Here is a 13,513-nt window from a genome sequence, read left to right on the forward strand (position 1 = left end):
CTTGAGCTGCGGGGACGTGCTGATTTATTCGCCATGATCGGGGCGCCGTGGCACGTGCGCGGCGGCCTTCCTTATATAAGGGCGGCGTCAGGCCTTCTCGACGAGCAGCGCACGCAGCATCGACAGCATCTCCGACCGCGATTCGGCCCCCAACCTGCGGCGAATGCGGGCGACATGGTGCTCGACGGTCTTCGCGGAGATCAGCAGGCGGGCCCCGATATCGCGGTACGGCATGCCCTGCAGCACCAGCTCGGCGACCTCGCGCTCGCGGTCGGACAGCCGCGTCCAGGCGGGCGTTGCGGCGGATGTGGCTCGAGCGTCACCCGAGGCAGGAGGTGGTGTGGTGTTGCGCACATCTGCGCCCGCGGACGGCTCGCGCGGAATAGCGGCGGCCGTGAGCTCGATGGGATCCGCCGCGGCCTCGAGCGCGGCGTCCTGCTTGAGGTCTCGTGCCAGTTGCAGCATGGCACCGGAGATGCGGCCGTCCGCCGAATGCAAGGCGGCCTGACTGGCCAGGCGAGTGGCATCCCATGTCAGCCCGAAGCGGGCCAGCCCGCGGGCCGCCGCCGTCACCTCAGCGGCGTCGACGCCGTCGGCCAGAACCCGCAGCCAGGCGCGCCCGGCGCCGGCGAGCGCGGTGGCGTAGGCGCCGTGCGCGCCCTCGGCCCGGCTGGCGGCGGCCAGGGCCTGCCCGTGCGGGGCGACGGCGTCGGGTGCGTTGGCCAGGATGCCGGCGTGCACGCCCGCCCAGTGCAGCGGAACCGCCCACAGCGCCGGATTGCCGGCGGCCCGCAGCAACCCGAATGCCTCGGCGAGCGGTTGGCGCAGCTGGTCGAGCTGCTGCAACCGGGCCGCGGCCACCCACAGCTCGCCGAGCGGCAGCAGCGCGAACAGATCCAAGGAGTACTCGGCCAGCACTTCCATCGCCGCGTACCAGTGCTTCTGCAGTGCGCCCGTGTCACCGCTGCGCCGCGCGACGGCGGTCTGCAGGGCGGCGAACCACAACGCGTCACGCCGGTGCAGGTCGGCTACCTCGATCGAACCCAATGCCGGGACCGCGGAATCGAGTTGGCCGTCGAGCATCCGGATCCACCCCAGCAGCAACCGGTGGCGCAGCCCTGTGAACCCCGCATCACCGCTGCCGGTGCCGGTTCTGACCGCCCGGCCGATCACGCTGCGCGCGCGGACGGCATCGCCGCCGTGCAACGCGACGAGGCTCAGCAGTGCGGCGGGGCTGTCCGGCGCGACGGAGTGCACGCCGTTGGTGGACCCGACGGCCTGCGTGAGGCGCGCCATCGCGACGGCGAACGGCTGATCGAGCGTCAGCAGCAGGCCCTCCGCCATGCCGCGCGCCGCCCGAGCGGAAGACGTTGGCGGCATGGAGTTCTCGGCCTGCAGACAGGCCCGCGCCAGTTCGGCGTCGGCGGTGGCGACACCGACCACGGCGCCCGCGGAGGCGACGAACGGATCGGGATCGGGGCCGAGCCAGCGGAACAGGTCCGCGGCGTGCGCGGCAGCACCGTCGTGCATGGCGACGCTGGCGGCGATGCGGACCGCCTGGGCGCGGACGTCGGCGTCGTCGGCGGTGAGCAGTTCGTCGGCCAGGGCGCCGGCAGTGGTGCAGTCGCCGGTGACGGCCAGCGCGTCGGCGAGGTGGACGTCGGCGGGGGCGGTGCCGGCGCGCGCCGCGGCGCGGTACAGGCGGGCTGCCTGACGCGGCTCGGCGGGCGCGGCGCGCTGGATCAGGTCAGCGGCCAACAGGTCGTCGACGGTGCCGTGCTCCGCCAGCTTCAACGCCAATTCGGTTGACAACGTGGATGATTCGATCTGCGAGCGCAGCAACCGGCATTCGGTCTCGCGGTGTCGTGCGGCACCGACCAGTCGGGTGAGGCACCGGTGCAATGTGTCGGTGAACCGCGGTTGCAGCGAGGCGGACAACAGGCCACTGGCACGGGCCCGGTCCATCAGCGCGGCCGCGGTGTCGCCGGGCAGCTGCAGGGCGGCGGCGATGTCGTCGGGCCCCAGTTCGGGGCTCAGCGAACACAACAACAAGGTGTCCAGGAGGTGCTCGTCCAACCGGCGCAGCCGTTCGCTCAACGCGACGGACGCGGCGCGCACCGGATCGCCGCCGGCGGCCAGTGCCGCCAGCGCCGAGTACACCAGCAGGGGAATGCCGCCGGTGGCGGCGACCAGCGCCGGCACGTGGGTGGCGGGGACGCCGGCGCGGGCCAGCGCCTCGTTGATGTCGCGGGGCGTCATCGGCGCCAGCTGAATCGGCGGATGCTGCCGGCTCAGGGTGGTGGTGAGCGCGTTGAGCGCGCGCTCATGCGCCAGTGGCTCGGCGCTGACCACGACGGTGCGGCCAGGGTCGCCGGCGAGCTCGGTCAGGACGTCCAGCTCCGCCGGGGTGAGCAGCTGCGCGTCATCGATGACGATGGCCGCGTCCGGTGCCTCACCGGGCTTCGGCACCCGCGCGAGCATCGTCGTGCCGTTGGCCCGCAACGTCTTTCGCACCGCTTCCAGCGCGGTGGTCTTGCCGCTGCCGATTCCGCCGAGCACCAGCGATGTGCCGGCCGCCGCGGTCATTGGCTGGTCGATGCCGAGGGTTGCGCGGTGATGGGAGCCGACGCGGTGGCCACCGACGCGGCCGGAGCGGAACCGGTTTCCGCTGACACGGACGCCGTCTTGGGCGGCTGCTCCACCGTGGGTTGCGAACTGGGCGCCTGGGTCGTCGGCGCAGCCGTGGGCGTCTGCGTGCTGGGCTGCGTCGTCGGCGGCTTCGTCGTGGTCGGCGGCGCCTGCGTGGTGGTGGGCGGTTGCGTCGTGGTCGGCGGCTGGGTCGTCGTGGGCGGCTGGGTGGTGGTCGTCGTCGGCGGCTGCGTGGTGGTTGTGGTGGTCGTCGTGGGCGTGGTCGTCGTCGTGGTGGTTGTGGGGGTGGTCGTGGTGGTCGTCGTCGTGGTCGAGCTGGTGGTCGACGGATCGGTGGTGGTCGTGGTGACCGGCGCGTCGGTGGTGGTGACCGGGTTGGTCACCGTCGAAGTCTCCACCTGACCATTCGGATTCGTCTGTGTCACAACGGACTTCGTGGCCTTGTAGGTGCTCGTGGTGATAGAGCCGTCGGGGCCGGTGATGGTGGTGGTGACATCGACGGTCACCGGGCCGGACGGCGTGTCGTTACTGGTGAGCCCGACCGCGGCCCAGCTGCCGCCGGCGACGAGGAACGCCGCGGCGGCCGCGCCGAAGATCAGTGGTGGGCGCCGGTACCAGGGGACCGGAGCCACGTCGGGCAGGTTGTCCTCTTCTTCGTGGGCGAAGTCCATCGCCGGCCGGGCGGTCGTCTCCCCGAAGGGCGTCGCCTCGGCGTAGCCGGTCGCAAAATCTGCGGGGCCGACCGCGGCGCCGGGGTCCTCGTCGTCCGACCAGGCCAGTGACGGCCCGACCGTCGAGGACGGGGTCGCGTCGGCCGGCGGCACCGGCGCCGCCATGGTCGCGGGGCCGCCCGCCCAGCCGGCGGGTCCGGCGGCCCAACCCATGGTGGGGGCCATGCCGGTCGGTGCGTCCGCGCTCATCGTGGTCTGATCCACCGAAGGGGCGCCGGCGGCGGCAGTCAGCGCCGGCTGCGGTGAGGTCACCACCGGAACCCGGAAATGCTCCGAAAGCCGTTGGGTGACAATCGGAATCGAGGCGCCGCCACCGGCGGTGGCCACGGAGGTGAGCACGCCGGCCGGAATCTGGTTGCGCTGCAGGGTTTCCTGCACGACGGCGATCAGTCCCGCCAGCGCCGGTTCGAGCAGCCGCTCCAACTCCGGGCGGGTGATGCGCAGCGCCGACGCGAAGCCGGGCAGGTTGGCGTTGACCGACGTCGCCGTCTCGGACGAGAGGCGCTCCTTGGCCTGCCGGCACTGGTCGCGCAGTTGGGACAGCGAGCCGACGGCCGCGGTGCCGGCGGGGTCCGCGTCGGACGACTCGGTGATGCCGGCGATGACGTGGTTCAACAGCGCCTGGTCGACCAGATCGCCGGAGAACTCCGGGTAGCGCACCGTCTCGCCGATCTGGCTCAGGGTCGCGGCGTCGGCGATGGTGACGCTGGTGCCGCTGCCACCGAAATCGCACAGTGCCACTACACCGTGATCAGGCAGGCCGGACCCGGCCTTGAGGCCGGCCAGGGCGGCGGCCGCGTCGGAGACCACAGGTGCGGCGGCCAGGCCCGGCTTGCCGCGCAGCGCTGCGGAGAGTGCGCCGATGGTGGACATGCCCCAGTGCGCCGGGGCGGCGATGACGATCGGGGCGCCCCCACCCGCGGTGCGGGCCATGGCGTCGAGCGCTTCGGCCAGGACGGCTTCACCGCGATGCGCCGAACCGTCCGGGGCGATCAGCGGGATCGGGTCGCCGACCCGCTCCACGAACCCGGTCAGCACCAGGCCGCCCTGCTGCGTGGGGATGCCGACCTCGGCGGGCCGATCCGGGTACAGGGCCAGGATGGCGCGACGGCTCAGCGGCGGTCGCCCGGCCGGCACGGCCACCAGGTTGGTCTGGCCGATCGACAAACCGAGGCTCATAAACGTCCACTCCTTTGATGCGCTACCGGACTTGCACGTAGTCGGGCTGGGGCCACCCTATGCGCTGGCGGCGCGGGGTTGGGACACAATCCCCTAACGATTGATGAATCCCTAATGGGCGTGCCCCTAATGGGAGGTGTCGGGTGCTGGGGTCAGCACCGATCTCTGGGAGCTATATCGGCGATAGCATCGAAATAGTTATCAACGGGTCCCCAGGAAGGAGCAGGTGCCGTGGCAAATCCGCTACTGGATTTCGTCATGTCGGTGGTCCGCGACCCCGACGTGGCAGCCCACTACGCCGCCGACCCCGCCGGTGCCATCGCCGACGCCAACCTCAGCGGCGTCACCACGGCGGATGTCGCGCACCTGATCCCGGTGGTGTCCGAGTCCCTGGGGGCGGTGTCGTCCGCTGCGGGTGGCGTACCGACCGCCGGATTCGACGATCCAGGCGTCAACGTATGGACCAGCGGCGCCGCCACCGCGGCGTTCGACGCCTTCGATGCCTTCGACACGCACGTGCCGACGGTGGTGTCTCCGCACGTCATTTCCGATCCTGACCTGGGGGGATTCGACAGCGGACCGGTCCTGCCGGTCCACGATGCCGTGCCGGACCTGGCCGTGTCCGACGACTTGGGCCTGCACAGCGATGTTCCGGTCGTCGATGCCGGGCAGTTCGCGGATCCGGGTGCGCTCGATTGGCACCCCGTCGATACCGCCGACCCGTCGGCCGGTGTCGAACACCATCAGGACTTCGACTTCTTCAGCTGACCAGCCCACACCCGACAAACGCCGGTGGCCGCCATGGCCACCGGCGTTCTGTGTTTTCAACCGGCATTCAGCAAACACCCTACTTATCCCCTAATCCCCTAATAGGGGGAGCGTCGATACCCCACTATGTTTCGTTGGGGGTAGGGGTGGTTGCCCCGTTTGCAGGGTCCTCGACGGCCCCTAACGTTGTTCTCAGTTCGCAAGACCAAAAACTTTCAAAAGCAACACCCCAACGAAAGGGACTCCAATGACCAGCCTGATCGAATTCATCATCGACCTGTTCCGCTTCCCCACCGTCGCGAGCTCGTTCGTCGCGAACCCCGAGCAGACGATGCGTGACGCCGGCCTCGCCGGAGTCACCTCCGCGCAGCTGGCCTCGGTGGCCGCCAGTGCCGTCCCGGCCGGCGTCGTGCTCGGTGGCGGTGACCCGGTCGTCGGCCTGCAGAACGCGGTCTCGGACTACTACAGCATGTCCTCGCCGTTCTCCCCGCAGACCGGCTTCGTCTCGCAGCCGACCTTCGCTCCCAACACCGACTTCGCCAGCCACAACAACGTCCCGATCGCCAGCGGCAACGACATCCCGGTGCTGAGCCCCGACCAGCACGCCGGCGCCAACGCTCAGCAGGGTGCCTTCAACCTGGGCTTCGGTGACATCACCCTCGGTGGCAGCCACGTCCAGCAGGGCGACGGCGGCGTGAACATCGCCGGCAACAACCACGGTGACATCGCCAGCGGCAAGGGCGCCGTGCAGGGCGACGGCAACACCGTCACCAACGGCGATATCCTCACCGGCAGCCATTCCCCGGTGATCGTCGGTACCGGCAACCACGCGACCGACAACTCGCAGACCGCGGGCGGCCACATCATCCAGGGCAACTCGGGACCGGTGGTCAACGACGTCAACACCGGTGGCGGCAACGGTGGCGGTGCCAGCGCCGGCGGCGGCCTGATCGGTGGCGGCCACGCCAGCGGCGGCAGTGGCGGCAGTGGCGGCAACATCGTCATCAACGACGGCAACACCTCGTCGACGCACGTCGGTGGCAACCAGACCACGGTCGGTGGCGACCTGGGCAGCGGCAACAAGAGCGTCATCGACGACTCGTCGCACTCCTCGACCGTCAACACCAGCCTGAACAGTGGGAACACCGCCAACACCAGCATCGGTAGCGGCAACAGCACCCACACCAACATCGGCAGCGGGAACACCACCCACACCGATCTGAGCGCCGACAACTCGGTGCACAGCACGGTTGCCGACAGCTCGGTGCACGAGGCCGGCATGAACACCTACGCACCGGTCGAAACCCACACCACCACCGACATGAGCCACAACACCCACATCGATCCGCACATGCACTGATCGATCGCGACAAACCGTCCGGCGGGGCCACCTACAGGCCCCGCCGGCCGTTTGCGCATACCGTTAGTCAGTGACAATGCAGTCGAGGAGAGCCCAGTGACGCAACCGAACGAGGCGGCCCCGCGCCCGGTCGCGGTGATCGTCGAGTTGATCGACCACACCAGCCGGATCGCAGGCCTCAACGACCGCGAAGACCTGGCGGAGCGGTTGCTGGCGGCCAAGGTCCGGATCAGCGATCCGCAGATCCGGGTGGTCATCGCCGGACAGCTCAAGCAGGGCAAGAGTCAGTTGCTGAACTCGTTGCTCAACATGCCGGTGGCGCGGGTCGGTGATGACGAGAGCACGGTGCTCACCACCGTCGTCCACTACGGCGACGCGGCAGCCGCCGAGCTCGTGCTGGCTCCCGATCAGGAAGGGGCCGACCCCTCCGTGGTCGCCGTTCCACCCAATCAGCTGTCGGCCGATCTCCGGCACGCGCCGCAGGCGCAGGGCCGTCGGGTGTTGCGCGTCGAGGTCGCGGCGCCGAGTCCGATGCTCAAGGGCGGACTCACGTTCGTCGACACCCCCGGGGTCGGCGGGCTAGGGCAGCCCCACCTGTCCGCGACGCTCGGGCTGCTGCCCGACGCCGACGCCCTCCTGATGGTCAGTGACACCAGTCAGGAGTTCACCGAACCCGAGCTCACGTTCATCCGGCAGGCCCTCGAAATCTGCCCGGTGGCAACGATTGTCGCCACCAAGACCGACCTGTACCCGCACTGGCGCGAGATCGTCGCAGCCAATGGCGCGCACTTGCAGCGTGCGCGGCTGAACGTTCCGGTGACTCCTGTTTCTTCAGCGCTGCGCACCCACGCGCTGGCCCTGAACGACAAAGAACTCAACGAAGAATCCAACTTCCCGGCGATCATCAAGTTCCTCACCGACAAGGTGCTCAGTCGTGAGAACGACCGCATCAAGGACCAGGTGGTCACCGAAATCCACGCGGCCGCCGAACATCTCACCCTGGCCGTGTCCACCGAATTGGCCGCGATCAACGACCCCGACAAGATCGAACGCATCAAGGCCGAGCTGGAGCAGAAGAAGGATGAGGCCCAGAATGCGTTGCAGCAGACCGCATTGTGGCAACAGGTGCTCAACGATGGCATCGCCGACCTGACCGCTGACGTCGACCACGACCTGCGTAACCGGTTCCGCAACATCACCGCGCACACCGAGCGCATCATCGACGGCTGCGACCCCACCCAGCACTGGGCCGAGATCGGCGCCGAGTTGGAGAACGTGGTCGCGACCGCCGTCGGCGACAACTTCGTCTGGGCGCACCAACGCGCCGAGGCCCTCGCCGCGGAAGTGGCCCGCACGTTCGTCGAGGCCGGGTTGGATTCGGTCGAATTGGCGGAGGTCAGGGCCCGGGACATGGGTGCCGGACTGGGCGAGTTCAACCCCGTGGCGCGGCTCGAGTCCGAGCCGATCCGGGCCGGACACAAGGTGATCACCGGTATGCGCGGGTCCTACGGTGGTGTGCTGATGTTCGGCATGCTGACCTCGTTCGCCGGACTGGGCATGTTCAACCCGCTGTCGCTGGGCGCCGGACTGGTGCTGGGCCGCAAGGCCTACAAGGAAGACATGGAGAACCGCATGCTGCGTGTGCGCGGCGAGGCGAAGATGAACGTCCGCCGGTTCGTCGACGACGTGTCCTTCGCCGTCGGCAAGGAGTCGCGCGACCGGCTGCGAAACATCCAGCGCCACTTGCGTGATCACTACCGGGGCATCGCCAACCAGACCACCCGCTCGCTCAACGAATCGCTGCAGGCGACCCTGGCCGCGGCGCAGATCGAAGCGGGCGAACGTGACACCCGCGTGCGGGAACTGGAGCGGCAGTTGAACATTCTGCGCCAGGTCGTCGACAACGCGGTCAGATTAACTCCCGCTTTGGCCGATGCAGCGCACCGCGCTGGGGCCCAGTGAGCACAAGCGCACGTGTCCGCGCCATCATGGGCGGCGTCATCTCGGCTTACCGGTCCGACCCCGTCTACCAGCACCGGCCGCAGGCCCTGGCCGAACTGGACTGGATCGGCCGCCGGCTCGATCAGCCGATCCGCATCGCCCTGGCCGGCACCCTCAAGGCCGGCAAGTCGACGCTGGTGAATGCGCTTGTGGGCGAAGAGATCGCGCCCACCGACGCCACCGAGGCCACCCGCCTGGTCACCTGGTTCCGGCACGGCATGACGCCGCGTGTCACCGCCAACCATCGGGACGGCCGCCGTACCGACGTGCCGATCACGCGCGCCGACGGCCTGACCTTCGACCTCGCGCGGTACTCCGGCGCGCAGGGCGCGGCCAACGTGGGCGACATCGTCGACCTCGACGTGCAGTGGCCGGCAGTCGAATTGGAACACACCACCATCATCGACACGCCGGGCACGTCGTCGCTGTCACGTGACGTCTCCGACCGGACGCTGCAACTGCTGGTGCCCCGGGACGGCGTCCCTCGGGTCGATGCCGTCGTCTTCCTGCTGCGCACCCTCAACGCGCCAGACATCGCGCTGCTCAAGCAGATCGGGGAACTCGTCGGCAGCGGTTCGGGGGCCCTTGGCGTCATCGGGGTGGCGTCGCGCGCCGACGAGATCGGGGCGGGTCGGATCGACGCGATGATGTCGGCCCGCGAGGTCGCCACCCGATTCACCACGGAGCTGGACCGGACCGGCGTCTGCCAGGCGGTCGTCCCGGTGTCGGGGCTGCTGGCGCTGACCGCGCGCACGTTGCAGCAGGGCGAGTTCACGGCGCTGCAGAAGCTGGCCGCCCTGGACGGCGACGGCGCCACCGCCCTGACCAAAGCCATGCTGTCGGCGGATCGCTTTGTTAGACAGGACGATTCGCTGCCGGTGGACGCGATTACCCGGGCGGCGCTGCTGGAGCGGTTCGGCATGTTCGGTATCCGGATCGCGATCGCGGTGCTGCGCGCCGGTGTCACCGACTCCCAGGGACTGGCCGACGAGCTGCTGGACCGCAGTGGGCTGGTGGCCCTGCGCGACGTCATCGATCAGCAGTTCGCGCAGCGCGCCGACATGCTCAAGGCGCACACCGCGTTGCGCTCGCTGCGTCGCTTCGTGGAAGCCAACCCCATCTATGCGACGCCGTTCATCATGGCGGACATCGACCCGCTGCTGGCCGACACCCACGCCTTCGAAGAGTTGCGTCTGCTCGGGCAATTGCGTTCCCGGCCAACCACATTGAACGACGACGAGATGGCCTCGCTGCGCCGCATCATCGGCGGTTCGGGCACCGACGCGGCGAGCCGGCTGGGGCTCGGTAACGACGCGCCCTATGACGGCCCGCGGGCGGCGTTCGCGGCGGTGCAGCGGTGGCGCCGCCGAGCCGATCACCCGCTCAACGATCCCTTCACCGCACGCGCCTGCCGGGCCGCCGTGCGCAGCGCCGAAGCCCTGGTCGCGGACTATGCGGCCCAGGGAAGGTGAGATATTCGAGATCGTTGGCAATTTGGTACCCCGCGCAGCTACCGTTTGCGGGTGGCTCAATCGTTTGATCCCTTCGGCCTGGTAGGACGCGCGGTAGATGCCGCTCGGCTCGGCCTGGACGTCTACAGCTGGACCGAGCAGCAGATCGTCGGCGCCCTGCGTAAAGGCCTCAACGAACTGGAACCGGAAGACAACGACGACGACATCGTCTCGGCTGCAGATGCCTCGGCGCCGAAGTCCTCGAGCGCCAAACCGGGCGCTTCCGACGAGTCGCTCAACTCCAAGATGAGCGACCTGCTGAACCGGGCGCTCGACCAGAACACCGCCGGGAGCCAGACCGAGCTGTACCACCATCTGCTCGACCAGTTGGTCGCCGACGAGGCCCGCATCGTCGGCGCGTTGTCCGACGGCTCCGTCTCTCCGTTGGTCAATGTCTTCGACCGGACCCGCAAGGCGGTGCTGGAGAACGCGGCGTTGGTCGGCCGGACCGCGAACGTCGCGCTCCCGCAGATGACGCCGCAGTACGTCGGGCATTTGCTGGCGTTGCGCCTCGTGGAGATCGGCCCGGAGGATTCTGCGCTGAAAACCGAGTACGAGGTGTTGATGGCTGAGACCATCGTCCTCAACGCGATCAAGGCCGCGTCGAAGGGTCCGCTGCCCGCCAAGGTGGAGAAGCTGACGTTGACGCTGTCGCCGCTGGGCCGATCGCTGTGGGCCGCCGCCACCGCGGAGGACGACCAAGACGGGTGGCGCTGATGTCCCTGACCGAGATCCTTGTCGACTTCCGAGCGCACTGGATCATCTACTTCTCCATGCCGCTCGTGGCCGCGTTCGTCGGCTGGAGCACCAAGATCGTCGCGATGGAGATGATCTACCGGCCGCTGGAGTTCAAGGGCATCGGTCCGATCGGCTGGCAGGGGATCATCCCGCGGCGGGCCGGCAAGGTCGGCTCCACCACGATCGAGCTGCTCACCGCGAATCTGCTCAAACCCGAGGAACTGTTGTCCCGGATCGACGCCAAAGAGGCCGTCGAGGTGCTGCGCGAACCGCTGGCGGCATCGATCGACGGCATCGCTCGCGACGTCGCGGAGGAGATCCGTCCGGGCCTGTGGGATTCGCTGCCGGAGGCCGGGCGCCAGGCGATCCTCAACCGCATCCACTCCCAGGCGCCGCGCATCACCGAGAAGATGCTGAACGAGATGCAGTCGGACCTGAGCCGCTTCGTGGATCTGCAGTTCCTCGCGGTCACGACACTGGTGCGCAACAAGGAGAAGCTCAACAAGCTGATGCGCGGCCTGTCCGACGACGCCATGGCGTTCGTGCGGCGCAGCGGCATCTACTTCGGTTTGATCATCGGCACCGCGCAGATGTTCGTCTGGGCCATCTTCAAGCTGCCGTGGATCATGCCGGCGTTCGGTTTCGGCATCGGTCTGGTGAGCGACTACATCGCGCTGAACATGCTGTTCCGGCCCGTCAAGCCGACGAAGTACCTGGGCTTTATCAAGTTCCAGGGGTTGCTGCACGCCCAGCGCGACAAGATCACCGCGGATTACGCCCGCATTCTTTCCGAGGACCTGTTCGCGCCGGACATCCTGTACGACGGCATCCTCAAGGGCCCGGGTGCCGACAAGCTGTTCGCCATGATCGCGCGCGAGGTCGAGGCCGCCATCGACAGCGAGATCGGCGGCTTCACCGGCACGGTCGTGAAATTCGCGGTCGGTACGTCGAAGTACAACGCGCTCAAGGACAAGATCGTCGACCTGGTGGTCGAGCGGCTCCCGTCCACGCTGCTGGACGCGCAGGACTACGCCATGAGCAAGATCGACCTCGAGAACACCATCATCGAGAAGATGAATCAGCTCTCCAACGAGGAGTACGAGTCGATTCTGCGGCCGGTGTTCAAGGACGACGAACCGCTGATGATCGCCATCGGCGCCATCCTCGGTGGCTGTGTCGGTGAACTCCAGGTGCTGATGATCGAGTTCTTCACGCACTAGTGCGGTCGCGGTCCCGGCGGGTGGGTGCGCCGCGACTGCGTGATCGACGTGGACGTCGTCGGGGTGCGGCTGGTGGTCGTGCTGTCGCCGGACGGTGTCGATGTCGTCGACGTCGTCGTGTCGGTGGTCGGCGGCACGTCGATGTCGGTGGTCGACGGGGTCACCGACGGGTAGCTGGTGGACGTCGGGGCGGTCGTCGTGACCGTCGTGGTCGACGAATGGACCGGCTCATCCACGATGACGGGCATCGGCGGCGGCTGCGGCTGGTTGTAGTGCCGCGTCAACCAGGCCCCGGCGAAGTACAGCAGCGCGATCGCGGCCAGCGCGGCGATGCTGGCGCCCACGAGATGCGGGGTGCGCTCATGCCACGGCCGCTCGGTCATGGCCGGTCAGCGTAGCTGAGGAATGACCGCTGGTCAGCGCAGCTGGGGGATGACCTCCGTGCTGAACAACTCGATGTGGTCGAGATCGGCCATGTCCAGCACCTGCAGGTAGATTCGCTCGACTCCGGCGGCGACGAACGGCGCCAGCTTGTCGACGATCTCCGCAGGGGTGCCGACGGTCGGGGAGTTGCCGCGCATCTCGTCGACCTCGCGGCCGATGGCGGCGGCCCGGCGGGCGATCTCGGCGCCGTCCTTACCGGCGCACAGGACGAAAGCCGCCGAGTAGGTGATGCTTTCGGGCGCCCGGCCGGCCGCTTCGACAGCTGCCCTCACCCGACCGAACTGGGTGGTGAGAGTATCGATGTCCACGAACGGGATGTTGAACTCGGACGCGAACCGAGCGGCCAGCGCCGGGGTGCGCTTGGCGCCGCCGCCACCGATGATCACCGGTGGGTGGGCCTGTGCCGGCTTGGGCAGCGCCGGGGAGTTCTTGACGGTGTAGTGCTTGCCGGCGAAGTCGAAGTGCTCACCGACTGGGGTGTCCCAGAAGCCGGTGATGATCTGCAGCTGCTCTTCCAGCCGGTCGAAGCGTTCACCCAGCCCCGGGAACGGAATGGCGTAGGCCTCGTGCTCTTCGGCGAACCACCCGGCACCGAGGCCCAATTCCACACGGCCACCGCTCATTTCGTCGACCTGCGCGACGGCGATGGCGAGCGGGCCGGGGTGCCGGAACGTCGCGGAGGTGACCATGGTGCCCAGCCGGATGGTGCTGGTCTCGCGGGCGATGCCGCCGAGCGTCACCCAGGAGTCGGTGGGGCCGGGCAGCCCGTCACCGGCCATGGCCAGGTAGTGATCGGACCGGAAAAACGCGGAGTAGCCGAGCTTTTCGGCGGCCTGCGCCACGGCAAGCTGGTCGGCGTAGGTGGCACCCTGCTGCGGTTCGACGAATACCCGGAAGTCCATGCCGCCCAGC

At 68.7% G+C, this 13,513-nt stretch carries 10 protein-coding genes; 6 read left to right on the forward strand and 4 right to left on the reverse strand.

The window, feature by feature from the left end; all coding sequences use genetic code 11:
* Nucleotides 1–87: 87 nt before the first annotated feature.
* Nucleotides 88–2,586: an isoniazid response ATPase/transcriptional regulator IniR gene (gene iniR / locus ACWW1C_RS02230; RefSeq protein ID WP_455981916.1), complete on the reverse strand. Its 2,499-nt coding sequence runs from the start codon at nucleotides 2,584–2,586 to the stop codon at nucleotides 88–90.
* On the reverse strand, nucleotides 2,583–4,559 hold the full coding sequence (locus ACWW1C_RS02235; protein ID WP_455981917.1) for an Hsp70 family protein: 1,977 nt from the start codon (nucleotides 4,557–4,559) through the stop codon (nucleotides 2,583–2,585). The genes iniR and ACWW1C_RS02235 overlap by 4 nt, the downstream gene beginning before the upstream one ends.
* Nucleotides 4,560–4,790: 231 nt before the next feature.
* Here ACWW1C_RS02235 and ACWW1C_RS02240 point away from each other — a divergent pair, with 231 nt between their 5' ends.
* The 6 genes from ACWW1C_RS02240 to ACWW1C_RS02265 all read left to right on the forward strand — a co-directional run bounded on the left by ACWW1C_RS02240 (nucleotide 4,791) and on the right by ACWW1C_RS02265 (nucleotide 12,157).
* The gene (locus ACWW1C_RS02240; RefSeq protein WP_455981918.1) at nucleotides 4,791–5,327 is read left to right on the forward strand and encodes an Rv0340 family IniB-related protein; all 537 of its coding nucleotides are present in this window, start codon (nucleotides 4,791–4,793) and stop codon (nucleotides 5,325–5,327) included.
* 247 nt (nucleotides 5,328–5,574) lie between these two features.
* On the forward strand, nucleotides 5,575–6,687 hold the full coding sequence (locus ACWW1C_RS02245; protein ID WP_455981919.1) for an IniB N-terminal domain-containing protein: 1,113 nt from the start codon (nucleotides 5,575–5,577) through the stop codon (nucleotides 6,685–6,687).
* Nucleotides 6,688–6,783: 96 nt separating this feature from the next.
* The gene (locus tag ACWW1C_RS02250; RefSeq protein ID WP_455981920.1) at nucleotides 6,784–8,649 is read left to right on the forward strand and encodes a dynamin family protein; all 1,866 of its coding nucleotides are present in this window, start codon (nucleotides 6,784–6,786) and stop codon (nucleotides 8,647–8,649) included.
* Entirely contained in the window at nucleotides 8,646–10,160 is a 1,515-nt protein-coding gene (locus ACWW1C_RS02255) for a dynamin family protein (RefSeq protein ID WP_455981921.1), read from the forward strand. The genes ACWW1C_RS02250 and ACWW1C_RS02255 overlap by 4 nt, the downstream gene beginning before the upstream one ends.
* A gap of 51 nt (nucleotides 10,161–10,211) precedes the next feature.
* Nucleotides 10,212–10,916, forward strand: a complete 705-nt coding sequence (locus tag ACWW1C_RS02260; RefSeq protein WP_455981922.1) for an Abi-alpha family protein — start codon at nucleotides 10,212–10,214, stop codon at nucleotides 10,914–10,916.
* Nucleotides 10,916–12,157, forward strand: a complete 1,242-nt coding sequence (locus ACWW1C_RS02265; RefSeq protein ID WP_455981923.1) for a DUF445 domain-containing protein — start codon at nucleotides 10,916–10,918, stop codon at nucleotides 12,155–12,157. Before ACWW1C_RS02260 ends, ACWW1C_RS02265 begins: the two co-directional genes overlap by 1 nt.
* On the opposite strand, the gene ACWW1C_RS02270 is transcribed toward ACWW1C_RS02265, so the two are convergent.
* Nucleotides 12,154–12,540: a hypothetical protein gene (locus ACWW1C_RS02270; RefSeq protein WP_455981924.1), complete on the reverse strand. Its 387-nt coding sequence runs from the start codon at nucleotides 12,538–12,540 to the stop codon at nucleotides 12,154–12,156. The genes ACWW1C_RS02265 and ACWW1C_RS02270 overlap by 4 nt on opposite strands.
* A 33-nt stretch (nucleotides 12,541–12,573) precedes the next feature.
* On the reverse strand, nucleotides 12,574–13,503 hold the full coding sequence (locus ACWW1C_RS02275) for an LLM class F420-dependent oxidoreductase (protein WP_455981925.1): 930 nt from the start codon (nucleotides 13,501–13,503) through the stop codon (nucleotides 12,574–12,576).
* Nucleotides 13,504–13,513: the final 10 nt, after the last annotated feature.

The organism is Mycobacterium sp. HM-7 (assembly GCF_053852335.1).